This is a genomic window from Polluticoccus soli, from assembly GCF_029269745.1.
Lineage (GTDB): Bacteria > Bacteroidota > Bacteroidia > Chitinophagales > Chitinophagaceae > Polluticoccus > Polluticoccus soli.
On record NZ_JARJHT010000001.1, the window covers coordinates 1,811,846 to 1,831,192 of the forward strand.

Annotated in this window: 16 protein-coding genes; all 16 read left to right on the forward strand. The window is 42.5% G+C overall.

Annotation, left to right across the window (positions count from 1 at the left end; all coding sequences use genetic code 11):
- Nucleotide 1 precedes the first annotated feature (1 nt).
- The 16 genes from P2W83_RS07910 to P2W83_RS07985 all read left to right on the forward strand — a co-directional run bounded on the left by P2W83_RS07910 (nt 2) and on the right by P2W83_RS07985 (nt 19,347).
- Nucleotides 2–985, forward strand: a complete 984-nt coding sequence (locus tag P2W83_RS07910; protein ID WP_276133174.1) for an NAD-dependent epimerase/dehydratase family protein — start codon at nt 2–4, stop codon at nt 983–985.
- Complete coding sequence (locus P2W83_RS07915) at nt 985–2,133, forward strand: DegT/DnrJ/EryC1/StrS family aminotransferase (RefSeq protein WP_276133175.1); 1,149 nt, start codon at nt 985–987, stop codon at nt 2,131–2,133. Before P2W83_RS07910 ends, P2W83_RS07915 begins: the two co-directional genes overlap by 1 nt.
- 1 nt (nt 2,134) lies before the next feature.
- Nucleotides 2,135–4,078: an asparagine synthase (glutamine-hydrolyzing) gene (gene asnB / locus P2W83_RS07920; protein ID WP_276133176.1), complete on the forward strand. Its 1,944-nt coding sequence runs from the start codon at nt 2,135–2,137 to the stop codon at nt 4,076–4,078.
- Nucleotides 4,050–5,018: an acyltransferase gene (locus tag P2W83_RS07925; protein WP_276133177.1), complete on the forward strand. Its 969-nt coding sequence runs from the start codon at nt 4,050–4,052 to the stop codon at nt 5,016–5,018. The genes asnB and P2W83_RS07925 overlap by 29 nt, the downstream gene beginning before the upstream one ends.
- A gap of 6 nt (nt 5,019–5,024) precedes the next feature.
- A complete protein-coding gene (locus P2W83_RS07930) occupies nt 5,025–6,170 on the forward strand; it encodes an N-acetyl sugar amidotransferase (protein WP_276133178.1) in 1,146 nt (381 codons plus the stop codon).
- Nucleotides 6,167–6,778: an imidazole glycerol phosphate synthase subunit HisH gene (gene hisH / locus P2W83_RS07935; protein ID WP_276133179.1), complete on the forward strand. Its 612-nt coding sequence runs from the start codon at nt 6,167–6,169 to the stop codon at nt 6,776–6,778. Before P2W83_RS07930 ends, hisH begins: the two co-directional genes overlap by 4 nt.
- Before the next feature lie 3 nt (nt 6,779–6,781).
- Nucleotides 6,782–7,546, forward strand: a complete 765-nt coding sequence (locus P2W83_RS07940) for an AglZ/HisF2 family acetamidino modification protein (RefSeq protein ID WP_276133180.1) — start codon at nt 6,782–6,784, stop codon at nt 7,544–7,546.
- A 73-nt stretch (nt 7,547–7,619) separates the two neighbouring features.
- Entirely contained in the window at nt 7,620–9,995 is a 2,376-nt protein-coding gene (locus tag P2W83_RS07945; protein ID WP_276133181.1) for a GumC family protein, read from the forward strand.
- A 7-nt stretch (nt 9,996–10,002) separates the two neighbouring features.
- Nucleotides 10,003–11,289, forward strand: a complete 1,287-nt coding sequence (locus P2W83_RS07950; protein ID WP_276133182.1) for a nucleotide sugar dehydrogenase — start codon at nt 10,003–10,005, stop codon at nt 11,287–11,289.
- A 3-nt stretch (nt 11,290–11,292) separates the two neighbouring features.
- Nucleotides 11,293–11,868, forward strand: coding sequence for an acyltransferase (locus tag P2W83_RS07955; protein ID WP_276133183.1), 576 nt, complete (start codon nt 11,293–11,295; stop codon nt 11,866–11,868).
- 17 nt (nt 11,869–11,885) lie between these two features.
- The gene (locus P2W83_RS07960) at nt 11,886–13,373 is read left to right on the forward strand and encodes an oligosaccharide flippase family protein (protein ID WP_276133184.1); all 1,488 of its coding nucleotides are present in this window, start codon (nt 11,886–11,888) and stop codon (nt 13,371–13,373) included.
- Nucleotides 13,370–14,629, forward strand: a complete 1,260-nt coding sequence (locus P2W83_RS07965; protein ID WP_276133185.1) for a glycosyltransferase — start codon at nt 13,370–13,372, stop codon at nt 14,627–14,629. Before P2W83_RS07960 ends, P2W83_RS07965 begins: the two co-directional genes overlap by 4 nt.
- Nucleotides 14,589–15,284 (forward strand): class I SAM-dependent methyltransferase, encoded by a 696-nt coding sequence (locus P2W83_RS07970; RefSeq protein ID WP_276133186.1) that lies wholly within the window; start codon nt 14,589–14,591, stop codon nt 15,282–15,284. The genes P2W83_RS07965 and P2W83_RS07970 overlap by 41 nt, the downstream gene beginning before the upstream one ends.
- Nucleotides 15,285–16,403, forward strand: a complete 1,119-nt coding sequence (locus P2W83_RS07975; RefSeq protein WP_276133187.1) for a glycosyltransferase family 4 protein — start codon at nt 15,285–15,287, stop codon at nt 16,401–16,403.
- On the forward strand, nt 16,400–18,127 hold the full coding sequence (locus P2W83_RS07980) for a hypothetical protein (RefSeq protein WP_276133188.1): 1,728 nt from the start codon (nt 16,400–16,402) through the stop codon (nt 18,125–18,127). The genes P2W83_RS07975 and P2W83_RS07980 overlap by 4 nt, the downstream gene beginning before the upstream one ends.
- A gap of 2 nt (nt 18,128–18,129) precedes the next feature.
- Entirely contained in the window at nt 18,130–19,347 is a 1,218-nt protein-coding gene (locus P2W83_RS07985) for a glycosyltransferase (protein ID WP_276133189.1), read from the forward strand.

Consider the following 19,347-nt stretch of genomic DNA (forward strand, 5'->3'; position numbering starts at 1 on the left):
TGTGAAACTTAAAGACACACGCATATTAGTGATCGGAGGTGCTGGTTTTATCGGCGCTTTTGTAGTGCGGGAATTGCTGAAGCAGCCTGTTCGTGAAGTAATCATCTACGATAATTTCACCCGTGGCAAATATGAACATATAGAAGATTGCCTGACCGACGAACGTTGTAGCGTATATCCTTTTGGAGGAGACATACGCGAATTGGATATTCTGGATAAGGCATTTGAAGGGATCGACTATGTATTTCATCTCGCAGCTATGTGGTTGCTTCACTGCAAAGACTTTCCACGCACAGCTTTTGATGTGAATATTGCTGGTACTTTTAATGTACTCGAAGCATGCGTAAAACACAAGGTCAAAAAGCTCATATACTCTTCATCTGCTTCAGTATACGGTGACGCAGTAGAAGTGCCAATGACGGAGGATCATCCCTTTAACAATAAGAATTTTTACGGTGCTACAAAGATATCGGGTGAGGCCATGTGTACGGCCTTTCATGACCGCTATGGCCTCAGTGTGATCGGTCTGCGGTACATGAATGTATACGGCCCGGGACAGGATCAACATGCCGTATATAGCGGCGTAGTTCCTATCATGCTCAATAAGATCGACGCCAATGAGCAACCGCAGATCAATGGCGACGGCTCGCAGGCGTACGATTTTATTTATGTTGAAGATATCGCGAGATGCAACGTTGATGCTTTGATATCGGATGTTGATTATGGCTTTTACAACGTCGGCACTGAAGTACAAACGACGATCAAGCAACTATGCGATACCATACTGGTACTCGCAGAATCTAACCTCGAGGTCATTTACAAACCATATAGCGAAGACGATGCACGGGCGTTGGTAAAGAACCGCATTGGTTCAATGCAAAAAGCGCATAGAGAGCTGGGATTTAAGTATCAATATTCGTTGGAAGAAGGTCTGAAGCGTCTTATTGAATGGCGAGATGCAGAGAAGATCAAAGCGCTGGTATAATGTCTGATACGCTAAAACGAAACATCCCTATTTCACTTCCGAGCATGGGGCAGGAAGAATTGGACGCCATCAGGGAGCCAATTTTGTCCGGATGGATAACCCAGGGACCAAAGGTGAAAGAATTCGAGCAGATGTTTGCAGCCAGGCATGAAGTTAAACATGCGTTGGCTGTGTCAAATTGTACTACAGCACTTCACCTCGCATTAATAGCGGTGGGAATAGGGCCTGGCGATGAAGTGATCATACCAGCATTCACCTGGGTAGCTACAGCCAATGCAGTGATATATTGTGGAGCAACACCGGTTTTCGTGGACATTGATCCTGTTACGTTTAATATTGATCCGATCAAGCTAAGAGAGAAAATCACTACCAGAACAAAAGCGATCATCCCTGTGCATTTGTTTGGCCTATGCGCAGATGTAGACCTGATAAAAGAAATAGCGCCTCAAATTAAAATAATTGAAGACGGCGCCTGTGCAGCCGGAGCTGCTTTGAATGAAAAACCTGCTGGCAGCCTCGGTGAGATTGGATGTTTTTCCTTTCACCCACGAAAATCGATCACAACTGGTGAAGGGGGGATGCTAACTACAAATAACGATGAATTAGCTGAGCGCCTTAATAGGCTGCGAAACCACGGGGCATCTATATCCGAAGAGGAAAGGCATAAAGGCCCGAAGCCGTATATCCTTCCTGAGTTTGATGTAGTAGGCTATAACTATAGAATGACGGACTTGCAAGGGGCCATTGGCGTTGCACAGCTTAAGAAGCTGGATGCGTTTATTGAAGAGCGTGAATGGTGGGCTGGCTTTTATAATGATGTATTCGCTAAAATTCCCTGGTTGAGAACACCTGTATATGGAGATAAATACCGACACGGATGGCAATCTTATGTGCTGTTTCTAAATGAGGAGACTGCGCCGATCAAACGGAACGTACTTATGGAGCACTTACAGCAAAATGGTGTTAGCACACGTCCGGGCACCCATGCTGTGCATATGCTTGGTTATTATTCAAGCACTTTTGGCATTAAGCCTTCGGATTTTCCGGGTGCTTATGCTGCTAACGAATATTCGATGTCAATACCGCTTCATAATAAAATGACAGAAGCGGACTATAACTATGTTGCAGACTTGATCTGCAGCTTGTAATATGTGCGGGATAGCAGGGATATATAACCTGAATGGAATGCCGGTTGCAGAGGCAACTCTGGAGCGTATGTCAAGTATGCTCGCTCACAGAGGGCCAGATGGGCAAGGTATTTACCTGGATCAGAATGTCGGCTTAGCGCATAGGCGACTGGCCATATTAGATACATCTGATAATGGGAAACAACCGATGTCGTCCAAAAATGGTGTATGGACAATAGTCTTTAACGGGTGCATTTATAATTTTCGAGAGTTACGGCATGAACTAAGTGAATACGGCTGTTCCTTTGTTTCACAAACGGACACGGAAGTAATTGCGGAGGGCCTTGCAATTTTTGGTCCTTCATTTTTTGAACGGTTCAACGGTATGTTTGCAATTGCAGCCTGGAATAACAAGGAGCAAACACTCTATTTGAGCAGAGACAGGTTTGGGGTTAAACCGCTTTACTATTGGTTTAGTGGGGGTACGCTGGTTTTTGCATCAGAAATAAAAGCCATCCTGCAGCATGATAAGTATAGTGTAGAGGTCGATCACAGTGCATTGAATCAATACTTTACTTTTCAAAACGTTTTTACCTATAACACTCTTTTTAAGGGTGTAACGATGTTGCCGCCAGCGAACACTGTGAAAATTACTTCGCAGTCTACCTTTGTGCAGCATCACTCATGGTGGGACTATGATTTTTCGAAACCAGATACCGCCATGTCTTTTGAGGACGCTGTGGAATTGACAAAAAATGGTTTTGAGCGTGCGGTGGAGCGACAAATGATAGCTGATGTGCCAGTAGGCGCATACCTATCAGGTGGGATGGATTCGGGTTCTATAGCCGCTATCGCTTCAAAAAACACAAGACGGTTAAATACATTTACTGCTGGCTTTGATATGTCTGGCGTTAGCGGAGTAGAGGCAAATTATGACGAGCGTCGCGATGCCGAACTCATGGCTAACTATTTTAAGACGGAGCATTACGAACAAGTAATTAACGCCGGAGATCTGAGTTGGTCGTTACCACGTCTGGTATGGCATCTTGAAGATCTCAAGGTGGGCATGAGCTATCCCAATTACTATATTAGTCGCCTTGCTTCAAAGTTTGTAAAGGTTTGCTTACAAGGTACTGGAGGAGATGAACTATATGGGGGATATCCATGGCGATATTATCGCGTGTTTCAATCGTTAAACCAAAAGGAGTTTTTTAATAACTACTATAGCTTTTGGCAAAGGCTGGTTCCTGATCATGAAAAAGCTAGTCTTTTCCAGCCCGGAACGTATAGTCGAATGGACATGACAGAGCCAAGAACTGTTTTTGAGCGCGTATTTACATTTAATGATCATCTCCGGTATGATACGCCTGAGCAGCACATTGGGAATAGCCTCTATTTCGAGATAAAAACATTTTTGCCTGGATTGCTGCTTGTTGGCGATAAACTGTCCATGGCTAATGGTCTTGAAGAGCGTTTCCCGTTCCTCGACAATGATTTGGTTGATTTAGCCCAAAAGATCCCGGTCCAGCATAAGCTAGGAAATTTGGCAGTCTTAATGCAGGTAAATGAAAATGCACTTGCAGATAAAAAGAAGGCCTACCTCGAAACAAACGATGGAAAGAACGTTTTAAGAAAAGCCATGTCGGCGTTCCTTCCGGAATCGATAATCAACCGGAAAAAGCAGGGTTTTTCCGCTCCCGATGAAAGCTGGTACCGGGGCGAGAATGCTGAATATATAAGAACTACACTTTTGGGTAAAAAGACAATTTCAACGGCCTTTATCAACCCAGCGTATATAGAACGTATAATAAAGGAACATACCGAAGACCAGATCAATCACAGGCTTTTACTGTGGTCGTTCTTGTGTTTTGAATGGTGGTGCAAAATATTTCTCGACAACCAGTCTGTAGAAGATCTGCCTAATATTTCAAATGCATATGCAAAAGCTGGATATTTCAAAGTTTGACAAAGGCAGAGTAGGCGCTAATGTTGAAATATTCTGTGACGAGTTTATTTCGGCGGGCGGCTTTACACTTGGCGATAATGTTTGTGTCAAAGCACGGAAGATAGTTTTAGGCCATAATGCCCGCGTTGAAAATGATGTGACCATACGTTCTATGCGTGGCGATATGGAGCTATTCTGTATGGGTGATGAAAGCCTGTTAGGATTTAATACACAAGTGCTGGTACCAGAGTTTAGAATGGGCGACTATAGCCAGATATTCAACTCCGCACTGGTTAGTGGTTATAAACCCGTGAAAATGGGACATAACTGTTGGATTGGACAAGGAGCCATTTTGAATAGTGCGGATATATTGACAATAGGCAACAACGTAAGAATGGGCGGCAGCCAGATATGGACACATGTGGCCAGTGGCGAATTGTTGGAGGGTTCTAACTTCTATAATGTTGCACCAGTAATAATTGAGGACAATGTTTGGTTGATGGGTTTTGGGCATACCGTTGTGCCAGGGATCACACTTGCGCAAAATTCGGTGATCATGGCAGGTTCGGTTGTTACGAAATCTACGGAACCTTTCAAAACATATTCTGGTATACCGGCAGCTGACGTGAGTGATAAATTGCCTGCATGGCAAGAGCTAACCCTCGATGATAAATTTGGTAAGCTCAGGGAGTTTACCGCTGAATTTCTACAAGCATATCCACAATATGAAACACATGTTCATTGCATTGATGACGAAAGGGATGAGATAATTGGCAACCCTAATGGTGATACACCTTGCCTGCTGTTTTTGAAACAGGCTAAGCTGGATAGTCATATGGACGGGATACACAGTGTATTCGATCTGTCATCAAAAAAGTATATTAAACGACGTAACCAGATAGAAATAGACTGGATAAAGTTTGCGCTAGGTTACAGGGCGCGATTTATCCCATTTAATTAGAGCCAAGTGCGCATTTGCTCCCGCTGTATATACGATGAAACTGTTTCAGGTATTTCCTTCGATAGCGATGGAGTTTGCAACTATTGCAAGATGATCGATGGGCTGAAAGCACAATACAAAACGGCGACACCTGAAGGGCAACAAAACTGGATGGGCATAGTTGACGAGATCAAAAAAGCAGGCAAGGGCAAGAAATATGATTGCGTGATTGGAGTTAGTGGTGGCACCGATTCGTCATTCATGGTTGCTAAAGCTATAGAATGGGGACTTAAGCCATTGGCTGTGCACTACGATAACACGTGGAATACTGCAATTGCCACTGAGAACATAAGAAAGGTACTAGGTAAGCTAGGTATAGACCTCTATACGCACGTTGTAGATAACAAAGAAGCGGATGACATTTTTCGTTCCTTCTTTTATGCAAATGTTCCAGAAATTGACGGTTCTACGGACATAGCCTTGGCTGAGACATTGTATCGTGCAGCTGCGAAATATGGAGTCAGATATATTCTCGAAGGGCATTCATTTATGGCTGAAGGAGTGTCTCCTCTCGGGGCTGCGTATGTCGACGGTGGCTATATCAACACGATCCATAAAAGATACGGGAGACTAAGGATGCGAACCTTCCCGAACATGACCTTCGCTAGGTTTTTGAAGTGGACCTTGATCTACAGAATAAAAAAAGTTCGGCCATTCTGGTATATCAGCTATGATAAAGCCAGTGCAAGGGAGTTTTTGGAAAAGGAATTTAACTGGAAATACTACGGCGGGCATCACCTGGAAAACAGGATGACTGCGTTTAATCACGCTGTTTATTTTCCACAGAAATTCAAAGTAGATCAACGTAATAATAGTCTTTCTGCAGCTGTACGTAGTGGACATATGAATAAATCGGAAGCGTTGCGCGAGTATGCACAGCCGCCATATGTTGAAGCAGAGATCGTTCCATATTTCAAAAAGCGGCTGCGAATAAGCGACGAAGAGTTTGATACAATTATGAATGGGGAACGCAAATTCTTTTGGCAGTATAAAACCTACAAACAAAGGTTTGAGCGACTGCGCCCCTTGTTTTACATTTTGGCAAAAGCACATTTAGTGCCAATGAGCTTTTACCTTAAATATTGTTTTCCGTTTAAGTCTAGTGGTAGATGATAACCATAGTGGACTACGGAATGGGTAACTGGGGTTCCGTGCGGAATATGCTGAAACGCATCGGTGTGTCGGCAGAGATAACCAGCGATCCCGAAACTATACTTAAAGCAAAGAAGATCATATTACCGGGGGTTGGATCGTTTGATGCAGCGATGAGCCGAATAGATGCCTTGGGGTTGAGAGAACCGCTCACGACGAAAGCTGTTAAGGAAAAAATTCCCGTTCTGGGTATTTGTCTAGGCATGCAGCTGTTAACAGCAAGCAGTGAGGAGGGGGAACGAAATGGCCTAAATTGGATACCAGCAAAAACCGTTAGGTTTCAACAGCGAAATGCTTTGTACAAGGTGCCGCATATGGGCTGGAACCTGGCAAGACAGGTGCGGAAACACGTAATGACCAGCAGTTTTGACCGTGATACCAGGTTTTATTTTGTGCATTCTTATCATGTTGTTGCCACTGAAGAAAAGTATGTGCTTGCGGATACAAAGTATGGATATGATTTTGCCTCGATAATAACAAACGGCGACAATGTATTCGGCGCACAATTTCACCCTGAGAAAAGTCATAGCTATGGGATGCACTTTTTGGAAAGCTTTTCGAAATTATAGGAGATGCTAAGAACCAGAGTAATTCCCTGCCTTCAACTCATCAACGGTAGCTTGGTTAAAACTGTGAAGTTTAAAAACCACAGTTACATCGGCGATCCTGTAAATACTGTAAGGATATTTAATGAGCTGGAAGTTGATGAGCTTTGTTTTCTGGATATACGTGCGTCAGTTGAGAATCGTGAACCGGACTATGAGTTGCTGGGACAAATAGCGGAGGAATGCTTTATGCCGCTGGCTTATGGTGGAGGCATAAGGACGATAGAAGCAGCACATAGAATTCTCAGTACTGGTTTTGAAAAGATAATAGTAAATACTGAGGCATATCGGAACCCTCAATTTGTCCGCGATCTGACCGCACGCTTCGGTTCGCAGGCTGTTATCGGATCTATTGATGTAAAAAAGAACATATGGGGTAAACGACAAGTTTACATCTACGATGGAACAAAAAAAGTAGAGGTGAATCCTGTTGAGTGGGCGAGAGCCTTGGTAGAGTACGGCGCAGGCGAATTGTTCGTAACGTCGATGGATAAAGAAGGGACCTGGGAGGGCTATGATCTGGAATTGATAAAGGAAATTAGCCAGCATGTTTCAGTGCCTGTCATTGCTAATGGTGGAGCGGGTTCTATGAATGATATGCATCAAGCAGTTTTCGAGGGGAAAGCATCTGCTGTGGCATTAAGTAGTTTTGTAGTTTATCAAAAGAAGGGAATGGGTGTGCTGGTTAATTTTCCTGACAAGGAAAGTCTATATGTCTTTAACCAAGGGTAATCAGGGGACAATACTCTAATACAGTGTAAATTGTCTCCCGCGTTTTGTCGGTATTAAGCAACAACAATTAATTATGCAAAGAGATCTGCAACCAATATTTGAGGACTCAGGCCGTGAACGCGGATCTACTATCACTATAGAGAGTGTTGTAGAAAAGGTCGTTGAATACTGGCCATTACTGTTATTTTTTGTGGGCTTTTCTTTAATTGGTGCTTACCTCTATCTGCGATATTCAACGCCTGTTTATTTTATTCAGTCGAAAATATATGTGCGAGATAACTCGAAAGGCGGAATGGGCGATGGCCAGATGTTGCAAGAGCTAGGTGTACATACGGGTGGTAGTACAGTTGACAATGAGATCGAGATATTTAAAAGCCGGAATCTAATGAAGCGCGTTGTCGACGAGTTGGATCTGAATATCAGGTATCTTATTAAGGGTAGAGTTAAAAGTACCGAGCTTTACAAAAGAGGGCCTTTTATTGTTACACCACTTTATAATGAACATGCAATAAAGACTAGTTACGGTTATAGAGTCCTGCTTACAGGCAACAAGTTTTCTGTATGCGATGGTAGTCTGGTTCATAATGGAAAATATGGCGATACGATTAAGTTGTCAGTTGGTGCAGTTATCCTGTCTAAAAATTTGCTGGCAAAACCAGAGTTAGATAAGGACGGAGAGTATTTTTTCGCTATTAGCCCGATTGAGGCACTTGCGAAAGAATATGCGAATTCGCTGATAATTGAACCTGTCAATAAACTTGTTAGTATACTTAGAATATCAATTAACGATGCGGTGCCCGAGCGGGGAGAAGATATTGTCAACACTTTGATAGACGTTTATATCAAAGCCAACGTTGATGATAGGAACAGGGTTGTAAATGGTACTATTGAGTTTGTGGATGACAGGCTATCCGAAGTAAAGCGTGAGCTTGCCGGTGTAGAGAAGGACATTGAATTGTTCAAAAGCGAAAATCATTTTACCAGCATTGAAGACCAGTCAAAAATGCTTGTTGGTAATACTAATGATAACGCAAAACAGCTTCTTCAAAGTGAGGTAAAGTTGAAAATTGTTGAGTCACTGGCCAGCTATCTGAAAAATGAAAAAAACTACAACCGCGTTGTGCCGTCTTCGTTTTTCGTTGAGGATATAACGCTAAATAACCTGATCAACACTTATAACCAGATACAGGGGCAGAAAGAAGCGCTGTTGCTTACCAATACTGAGCATAGCCCTTATGTGCAAAACATCGATCAGCGACTAGCAAATTCGCGCAACGATATTCTTGCCAATCTCAGTTCAATGAGAAATACACTTAAGGTAAGTGTGAACGAACTGGAAAAGAACAGCTCAAGCTACAATGCCAGAATCAGCCAGGTGCCGGCAAAAGAAAGGATATTCCTGGAATACTCAAGGCAGCAAAATATAATTGAACAACTGTATTTATTCTTGCTGAAAAAGCGCGAAGAAACTGCAATATCCAAGTCTGCGACTGTTGCCAGCGCAAGAGTTATAGATCCTGCTGAAGCCGAAGATGTGCCCGTTGCCCCGAATAGCCAGAAAATTTTTCTGATAGCGTTTGCACTTGGATTGGCTATACCATCGGGGTATCTCTTTTTACGGGATTTGTTCAATGTTAAGATCAGGTCAAAAAAAGATGTGGCTAAGCTTACTTCCATGTCGGTGATTGGTGAAATAGGACGTAATCACAGTGACGCTGCAGTAGCTATTAAAAGAGATAGCAGAACCCAACTTTCGGAGCAGTTCCGTGCGCTTAGAACCAATTTGCAATTCTTACTCACCAATGGCGAAGAAAAAACGATTTTGATAACGTCTAGCATGAGCGGAGAGGGGAAATCGTTCATAGCGATGAATCTCGCCAGCTCCCTGGCATTGTTGAATAAAAAAGTGGTGCTATTAGAGCTTGACCTGAGAAAGCCTAAGATATCCGTTCATTTTGGGATCGATAATAGGATCGGTCTTTCAAATTATGCCATCGGCAAAGCCGATCTCCATGATATTGTGAAGCCGTCTGGTATTTTTGATGGACTTTACATAATTCCGTCAGGTGCGATTCCTCCAAATCCGGCAGAACTAATAATGCTGCCAAGAGTGCAGGAGTTAATAGAAGACTTAAAAAAGGAATTTGATTACATCGTTTTAGATACTGCACCGATTGGCTTAGTTACAGATGCACAATTGTTAAACCGTTATGCGGATGTATCATTGTATGTGGTCAGAGAAGGGTATACGCATCGCCAACAAGTACAGACCAGCCACGAACTATATGGTTCGGGCAAGATGAACAGGATGAGCATTGTATTAAATGATGTGAAAATTACACGCGGTAACGGATATGGCTACGGTGCTTATGGAAATGGTTACTTTGATAATGGATTAGAGACTGAACCCAAACAAACAAGACTAAAAAAGATCATTAATAAACTTTAAATCTTTTATGCCCAATCCCCCATATCGCATTTGTATCATTGGCTTAGGATATGTAGGCTTGCCTCTAGCCGTTGAATTTGCAAAATACTATTCTGTAAAAGGATTCGATATTAATCAAAAGCGTATTGCAGAACTACGGGCCGGCGTCGACAATACATTAGAGGTCGACAACGGTGCGCTTAAGGAAGTAATCGAACTTAAAACCGCAAATAAGGGAATTGATTTTACAAATCTACTTGACGAAATTGCTGACTGCAACGTTTATATAGTGACCGTTCCAACTCCCGTAGATAAATACAATCGCCCTGATCTGACACCTTTGTACCGCGCTAGTGAAACGGTTGGCAAAGTTTTGAAGACTGGAGATGTGGTAATATATGAATCTACAGTTTACCCCGGCGTTACTGAGGAAGAGTGTGTGCCAGTATTGGAGAGAGTATCTGGATTGTCATTTAATAAGGATTTTTTCTGTGGATACTCGCCTGAGAGGATCAATCCGGGAGATAAGCAACATACTGTGACGAAGATCAAAAAAGTAACTTCAGGATCTACGCCTGAAATTGCGGACGTCGTGGATGGAATATACAGGTCAATTATCACTGCCGGCACCCATAAAGCATCAAGTATAAAGGTTGCAGAGGCGGCGAAAGTAATTGAGAATGCGCAGAGAGATATCAATATCGCATTTGTAAATGAGTTGGCGAAAATATTCAATCGCATGAATATTGATACGCACGATGTACTTGCTGCTGCTGCTACCAAGTGGAATTTTCTAGCCTTTAAACCTGGACTCGTAGGCGGACACTGTATTGGTGTAGATCCCTATTACCTGGCACAAAAAGCACAAGATGTAGGTTATCATCCGGAAATAATTCTTTCCGGACGCAGGTTGAATGATGGGATGGGAGGATACATTGCAAACGAGGTAGTGAAGCTAATGATCAAAAAGAATGTACCTGTCAAGAAAGCAGATGTATTACTGCTTGGCATCACATTCAAAGAAAACTGCCCGGACGTTCGTAATACACGCGTAATTGACATTGTGAATGAATTGCGGTCATACGACATTAATGTAACGATCTATGACCCGTGGGCAAACCCACAGGAAGTAAAACATGAATATGGCATTGATACTGTAAGCGCATTGCCTGATGATAAGTATGACGCGATAGTACTCGCAGTGGCGCACAAAGAATTCTTATCCAATCACTGGAAAGAACATCTTAAGGGTGAAGGTATTATTTACGACGTAAAAGGATGCCTTGACAGAGAATCAATTCACTCTAGACTATAGCACATGAACTATTTTGCACATCCAACGGCAGTTATTGATGAGGGCTGCATAATTGGGGACAATTCAAAAATTTGGCACTTTTCTCACCTGATGCCAGCCTGTAAGATTGGCGCGAATTGTAACATTGGTCAAAATGTTGTGATCGCATCTGATGTTGAACTGGGTAATAACGTTAAGGTGCAGAATAATGTCTCGATTTACACGGGTGTTACCTGTGCAGACGATGTGTTTTTGGGGCCATCATGTGTTTTTACTAATGTTGCAAATCCTCGTAGTGCGGTTAACAGGCGCGGGCAGTATGCGCGTACACATGTTGGCAAAGGCGCTACGATAGGAGCAAACGCGACCATAGTCTGTGGACATGACATTGGTGAGTATGCATTTGTTGGCGCTGGTGCTGTTATTACAAAACACGTTCCTGCCTATGCTTTGGTAGTTGGTAATCCAGCAAAACAGATTGGGTGGATGAGTGAATATGGGCATAGATTGGAATTTGACAAAGAGGGTGTAGCTACTTGCCCGGAGAGTCGGATACACTATCAATTGGCAGATGGTTCTGTGGTGAATCTGGGGAAATGATTTCCTGGTAATTGTTTATGGGTATTGGGAAAAAAGCCGGAAAAGGCTTTTTAAGTTTTTTATACAGGAACGTACTGGAGAAACTGGTGGGTATGGTCGCAATGATCATTCTTGCCCGTAAGCTTTCGCCATATGATTTTGGGTTGGTAAGCATATCCGAAGTATTGCTGGCGATGGTGTCTGTTTTTGGTACCACCGGTTTAGCGGAATATCTCATTGCCTATCGCGAGAAGGACAGCGACGAATTGTTTAAATCTGCGTTTTGGTTTAACATAGTTGTCTCATTAGGCATTCTCGTGGTGTTTTTGATAGCGGCGCCGTTATGGGCTTACTATCAAGGTGATACCCGTATATGGAAAATATGTGCACTTGTTGGACTGTTGTTCATGTTTTCTCAACTACAGGGTATTCCGAAAACATGGCTTAGCAAACACATGTTGTTTGAGCAACAAGTGAAGATCCAGGCTCCTTTTATTCTCCTGATCGCATTGGGGAAAGTCATTGCCGCGTATTGCAATCTTGGTGTTTACAGCCTGCTGATTCCTACGCTGTTTTTTCAGCCGTTTATTACTGTCTTGCTTTATCGCACGGCATCCTTTAGGCCTTCATGGAATTTTTATGTTCATAGGTGGAAGGATATCTATCGTTTTACGCGACATTTAATGGGGGCAAGCATTCTTGCGCGGATTGCTGATCAAGGGGATAAGATCATTCTCAGCAGAGTACTAGGGCTCGAGAAACTTGGCATTTACAACATAGCTGTACAGCTGGCAGATATGTTGACTTCGCAGATCGTGATGGTTTCAAATAGTATTCTTTCAGCAGTATTGCCCAAATATGTTGATGATAAGGAACAGTTCTATGCTCACTATATCAATTTTTTGAAGACTCTTTCTTTCCTTTTATTTCCTGTTTTAGGAATACTATTGGTAGCAGCGAAGCCAATAATACTAACCCTGTATGGAGACAAGTGGGTAGAAGCCGTTTTGCCCATGCAAATATTGCTGGTTTATGCGATGTTGAGAGTTGTCACCAGTTCGTACGGTTGTGTAATGAATTCTTTCCACCGTGTAAAAGACAGTTTCAAAGTAACATTAGTGTACACGCCATTTCATTTAGTGGCCAGCTTTATCGGTTCATTGTTTGGGTTGGCAGGCTTGGCGTCGGCAGTAGTACTGATAAAATCTGTGTTTGTAAACGTTAATATCAAGCAGATAATGAACCTGGTAAGCAAACCACAGAAGACATGGTATCGCGACCTGGCGCCTTCTTTTATCAATACTTATGCTATCATTTTATTGATGTTACTGTTTTTTATGGTAGCTGGCGAGTACATCAGGCTCGCTCCTATATCTCAAATAATGATTATAGCGGGTGTGTTTATAATTGTATACTATATCATATTTAAGCTACTCTTCCAAAGAGAGCTGCAGAACATTTCTGCATTTTTAGGGGTAACATTCCCCAAATCCCAATCAGTCTTTAAAATGCTTTTTCGTATATGACACGTGTTGCATTGATCGGCAACATGAATAATAACTTTTTTGCGATAACCCGTCATCTTCGTGATCTGGGTTACGATGCTCATTTGTTCTATCGTGTTGCTATGGATCATTTTACACCAGAGGCTGACTGCTGGGATGAAGATTACAAAGAATACTGCCACGAAGTAAACTGGCTGGATAAGGGTATTTGCTTAATCGATGAACAACGGATTCGAGAGGAACTAAATCGATTTGATTTTTTTATTGGCCAGGGCGACGAAGCTGCGGCTGCTCACCGCGCTGGGGTCGATATGGATGTTTACTATCCCTACGGATCTGATGTATATAAATATGCACAGTTGCAGCAAGAGTTTTTGCCAAGGCATAAGGTAGTGCATTATTTGAAATCGAAGGACTATGCGAAAACCAGGCGCATGTTGGAAAGGGGAACGCCTTCCAAATCAATGCGAGGTGTCATTGTCAATGCAAAGCACATTCTGGTCGATCACACGAATGAGGATTTTGAATGTCAACTACGAAGTCTGAAATGTAAGGGGAAGATAGAGCACGTGCCGATGCCATTTATTTATCCAAAGGCATACCAAAATCGTTTGGATGAAAAATCCAACGGTTGGAGTGATATAATCGAAAATGTAAGACGGCAGTACGAGTTGTTGATATTGTACCATGGCAGGCAAGAATGGAAATCGAAATACAACGAGTTTACTCCAAAGAATACGCACCATCTGATAATTGGTTTTGCTGATTTTCTTAAACAAAAAAGATCCAGCGCTTGTCTGATAATGTTGGACTATGGCTATGATGTACAATATTCTAAGCAGTTGATAACCGAGCTGGGTATTGCCAAACACGTTATATGGTTACCCAAAATGATGCGCAAAGAAATCATGAACCTGATCAGCCATGTGGACGTTTGCGCAGGAGAATTTGGCCGGAGCTATTTGACCTTTGGAACTATTGTAGAGGCAATGCTTATGGGCAAACCCGTAATACACCATCGTGATGACGCGCTTTATGTAGGTGCTTATCCTGAGTTGTACCCATTGCTAAACGCAAGAGAGCCAGATGAGATAGCTAGAGCTATTTCACTTGCTGCTGATAATCCAGCCCATAGCCGGATTATGGGAAAAGACGCCTCTGCCTGGATCAAGCAATTTTTTATAGAAAAGCCGTTGCAGAGACTTGTAACATTAATCGAAAACAAGATTTACGATAGTGGCTACGCTACAAACAATACAGCACTTTCAAAAATTTAGTGAACTGCTGGAGAGCCCGGTGTTAGAAATAGGGTCCCTTATAGATCCCTCCTATACTCAGCACAAACCTCTTGACATACACCAGGGCGGAAAGCCTGGGGAATATATAGGTGTTGATATTTTTCACGGAGAAGGAGTTGACCATGTGATTAATCTTTGCAAGGTTGAGGAACTAGAAAAACTTCCCCTAAAAAAATTCAAGACGATTCATTGCCATTATGTAATGGAACACGTGACAGATATTTTTTCGATGGCAAAAAATATAGAGGCGTTATTGGATGATGGGGGAGTTCTATTATTTAGCGTTCCTTTCTCATGGAGGCTTCATCGGATTCCGGTAGACATGTGGCGGTTTACGCCTCAATCTATCGATTATTTGTTTCCTAACGTTGAGTTTATTGACGAAAAAAGTGCATTGTCCGTTCGGAATGGCAACAAAACTTTCAAAATCGACCAGTTTCCCGAATTTGATTTTGGTAGCCGTCTTGAATCATATCCCGGATACATTAAATGGTACGTCAGGCTTTTACGAAAGCTGAAATTGCACAACAATGTTTTTAACCAGCGTGCGTTGCTTTACGAAACCAACCTAATGATGTTTGGTGTCAAGAGGAACAAACCTGTTTATACTTATATAGATCCGCAATTTGTATAAATGCTAGGTAAGGTTCGTATACTGTTCACTATACCTAATTTTCTCACTGCCGGCAGCGGACGAGAGATGTTCAATATCGTCGAGCGTCTTGACAAGAATATTTTTGAGCCAATTATAGCAGTCAATCAGGTTGGTGGAGCGTTATATGACGAAATATTGAACAGAGGCTATCCAATCATTTCGGAGAAATTTTGCGTTGATGAGCATAAGCCGAAGTTTAATAAGGTTATATCGGCTGTACTTCTTGCCAAAAAATTTAAGCGATACAATTTTCAAATATGGCAGTCATTTAACTGGTCATCAGATTATACGGAGGCACTCGTTGCGAGGTTTTCGGGAGCCCGTTATATTTATGTAAAGAAGAACATGAACTGGGACAGACAGGCATGGAAGATAAAAAGCATCCTGTCAACCGCTATTGTAGCCCGTAACACAGATTTGACAAATGGACCACTTAATAAACGTCGATTTAGGCATAAAACTTTTTTTGTTCCGGGTGGCATTTCAGCAGATTTCTGGTCATCACCATCATACGATTGGCGTTTACGGTTTAATATACCGGCAGATGCGACATTAGTAAGTTGTATTGCGCAGTTAGTTAAGGTGAAAGATCAGGCAACACTTATTAGAGCTGTCAATGAAATTGATAACGTCTACCTGATTTTGGCTGGCGCTGAGCGAGATGTAGCATACACAAATAGCCTGCGACAGTTGATTGCCGAAAAGCAGCTTGAAGAACGTGTGTTTTTCGCCGGATCAGTCGGTAACGTTTCTGAACTCTTACAGGCCTCTGACATTTTTGTGCTTCCCACTACTAACGCTGATGGTCATGAGGAAGGCTGCCCGGTGGCACTGTTGGAAGCGATGGCTGCTGGAGTACCTTGTATTGTCAGTGACGTTGCTGGCAGTCGTGACTTAGCTCGACCCCGACAAACAGGTTTGCTCTTTGCCCCTGGCCAAGTAGCGGAGCTGGCCGAGTGTATTAAGTATTATATGGAAAATCCTGACGTTGCATCGGCGATTGCAAGTAATGGCAAAGAAATGGTAAAAGCGCATTACACTCTTGAAAAGGAGGCCGAAGGTTTTTCAAATATGTACAAGAAGATAATGAAGCTGTGAGTGCATTTTACGACATATGGATCGGGGCAACTTCTCCCACGCAAGTTAGGTTAGGCAACGGTGAATGGGAAAATGTTAGTGAAGATGCCGGTTATTCGCTCAGTACACCGGCGCATGGCAATGCAACTTTCGTTAGTACGACCACGGCAAGTGGTTATACACTAGTAGTGCTAGGACAATTTTATGAAAGCATTGACCAAGTAGCTCTTTTACAAGCATGCGTGCAATATGTTGGAGGTAAAAGCACAACTTTTGTCGATCCTGCAGGGCATTACATCCTGTTTCTCTTCAACGAAACCACACGCGATTGGCATGTTTTTACAAATCGCTTCGGGACTTATCATGCCTATTGGCTAAATAATGGAGGACAGAATGTAATAAGCACATACTTTTTAGGACTCGCGCGGCATTCGAATAACAAATCTCTCGACTGGGAGGGGATCACAGGATTTTTTGGACTGGGCTTTTTCCCAGGCACGAAGACTTATTTAACATCTATTCAGATACTGGCACCTGCAAGTCACTATCATTTTGACGCTTCATTAAACCTTGTTGGTTCGGAACGATACTGGAACTGGGCTATAGCTTCGGTCCCATACAATGAAGTAGAGCATTCTGCAGCACTTGGCAAGGTACTCAGCAATAGCTTGGGTCATGCGACTAAAGGCCAGAGGATTGCCTTGCCTATTTCCGGAGGGTTAGACTCTCGAATGCTTGCAGGGATAGTTACACAAGACGACCTTGGATATAAGTCGATATGGGCGTATTCTTATGGATACAGCAAAAAATCTGCGGAAAATTCCATCGCAAGTCGAATTGCAGGAACACGAAAGATTCAATTTGAAAGCACCGTAATTCCAAACTATCTTTTTGACCGGCTTCATGATATTACTGAGGCGGTAGAGCTTTTTCAATATGTTGATGGTACAAGGCAAGCTTGTATGCAGAATGAGATTGCAACGAATGCTGACGCAGTTGTTGGTGGACATTGGGGTGATGTATGGATGGACAGTACGCTTATCGAAGGGCATGACTTGTTTCCGATCTTTGAAAAAAAAGTACTTAAGCGAGGAAGGCAATGGCTGTTTTCCGAAATTGCCAATAATTTTCAAAAGGATCCAGAATCATATTTACGCGAGCATTTTACTTCAACAGTAAAAGAGTACAATCATTTAGAAAACGCGGGGCTTAAATTTAAAGCTTACAAAACTGATCAGTGGTCATTCCGATGGACGCTTGCCAGTATACGTATGTATCAGTCAGCGGCATTTCCTGTATTGCCTTTTTATGATAAGAATGTTGCAGACCTGTTGCTAACCGTTCCTGAGGAGATATTGAATGGACGTAAAATGCAGATTGATTTTATTAAAAAATATCATCCCGACTTAGCGAGGATCACTTGGCAGGAGTATGGCCGCGATCTGTATTCATACCAGAAATTCAACAACCGTAATATCGCATATCGCGCTGCCAGCAAGTTGCTGCGCATTGTGTCTAAAGAAAAAAATATTACCCGCAATTGGGAAGTCTTTTATATGAACCCTGAAGGACGCAGAAAACTAGAAGCACTCCTCATTGACAACCCACAACTGGATGACTTTGTGGGTAAGAAAAAGAGACAGGAACTAATTAATGATCTGTACCGAAATCCAACGGGTGCCAATGGATATACAGTTTCTATGTTGCTAACATTTGGCACAGCGCTAAAAAGGATATTTGACTAACCATGCCAGTAAACGCTACAAAGCCTTCTATCCTCATTGTTTTAAATAAACTGCCTGATGAACTGTCATTTCTTACGGCAAAGTTTATTGGGCTGAGCAAACACTTTGAAGTAGATATTGTCGCATGGGATACGAAGGCGAATCGTGCGAAATACTATGGGATACTTAGATCTTATGGCTTTTCAGGTAAAATTTATTTGCAGCCTGATCGGTTTTCTGTTGGTGATACGATAGGGTTCATAAAACAAAACCTGGGTTTATTTGCGTTAAGACCTGCCCGGGTATCACGGTTTGTCTCAGTGGTGCAAAAGTTGCGTAGGGGCGAAGGACTAAAACGACTTTTCTTTAATAGTTATTTTCTAAAGTCGCAACATGATATCTGGCATTTTGAATTTGGGGCTATTTCGCCTTGGTATTCATATTTGAAGGAAATATTCCCTGATCGAAAATTAACTGTCAGCTTTCGAGGCTACGATCTTAATTATGTAGGTCTTAATGCAGATAATTATTACGGTCCTACATGGCAACGGTTTGACGGATTTCATTTCCTGGGACAAGATCTTCGAAATAGAGCCATAAAACGCGGCTATGCGCCGGGACGGATTGAAGCGATAATACCGCCAGCTATCGATACTACTTTTTTCAATCCAGGTTTGACAACAGCCAAAGGTGATAAGTTAGTTATAGTGAGTACCGGTCGCCTGGTATGGAAAAAGGGTTACGAGTATGGTATTCGTGCCGCGGCGATCCTGAAACAAAATGGAATTCCGTTTGAATATAGAATAATAGGCGACGGAGATCATCTTCAGGCGCTCCAATACACTATTAGTGAATTAGGGCTCGAACAGGAGGTGAGGCTGCTTGGTAGAATGCAACGTAGCGATGTCAGGACCCAACTACAACTGGCAAATGTTTTTTTACATCCGGCTATCTCTGAAGGGTTTTGTAATGCTGTATTAGAAGCGCAAGCTATGGGTGTGCCTGTAGTGTGCACAGACGCAGACGGCTTAGCGGAAAACGTTATTGACGGTGAAACTGGTTTCGTCGTAAAAAAGTGGGATATAAACGCAATGGTTGAGAAATTGACTTGGTGCTATAGGAACACTGACCAGGCAGCAAGTATGGGGCGAAATGGAACCACTAGAGTAATTAATCACTTTGCACAGCAGGATCAGATTAAGTCATTTGTGCAGTTTTACAATAGAGTGCACCAATCATAG

Excerpts from the sequence above, each read along its gene's own strand:
- P2W83_RS07945 (WP_276133181.1), top strand. The coding sequence starts at position 7,620 with ATGCAAAGAGATCTGCAACCAATATTTGAGGACTCAGGCCGTGAACGC.
- P2W83_RS07985 (WP_276133189.1), top strand. The coding sequence starts at position 18,130 with ATGCCAGTAAACGCTACAAAGCCTTCTATCCTCATTGTTTTAAATAAA.
- P2W83_RS07965 (WP_276133185.1), top strand. The coding sequence starts at position 13,370 with ATGACACGTGTTGCATTGATCGGCAACATGAATAATAACTTTTTTGCG.
- P2W83_RS07950 (WP_276133182.1), top strand. The coding sequence starts at position 10,003 with ATGCCCAATCCCCCATATCGCATTTGTATCATTGGCTTAGGATATGTA.
- P2W83_RS07955 (WP_276133183.1), top strand. The coding sequence starts at position 11,293 with ATGAACTATTTTGCACATCCAACGGCAGTTATTGATGAGGGCTGCATA.
- P2W83_RS07975 (WP_276133187.1), top strand. The coding sequence starts at position 15,285 with ATGCTAGGTAAGGTTCGTATACTGTTCACTATACCTAATTTTCTCACT.
- P2W83_RS07925 (WP_276133177.1), top strand. The coding sequence starts at position 4,050 with ATGCAAAAGCTGGATATTTCAAAGTTTGACAAAGGCAGAGTAGGCGCT.
- P2W83_RS07915 (WP_276133175.1), top strand. The coding sequence starts at position 985 with ATGTCTGATACGCTAAAACGAAACATCCCTATTTCACTTCCGAGCATG.
- P2W83_RS07940 (WP_276133180.1), top strand. The coding sequence starts at position 6,782 with ATGCTAAGAACCAGAGTAATTCCCTGCCTTCAACTCATCAACGGTAGC.
- asnB (WP_276133176.1), top strand. The coding sequence starts at position 2,135 with ATGTGCGGGATAGCAGGGATATATAACCTGAATGGAATGCCGGTTGCA.
- hisH (WP_276133179.1), top strand. The coding sequence starts at position 6,167 with ATGATAACCATAGTGGACTACGGAATGGGTAACTGGGGTTCCGTGCGG.
- P2W83_RS07960 (WP_276133184.1), top strand. The coding sequence starts at position 11,886 with ATGGGTATTGGGAAAAAAGCCGGAAAAGGCTTTTTAAGTTTTTTATAC.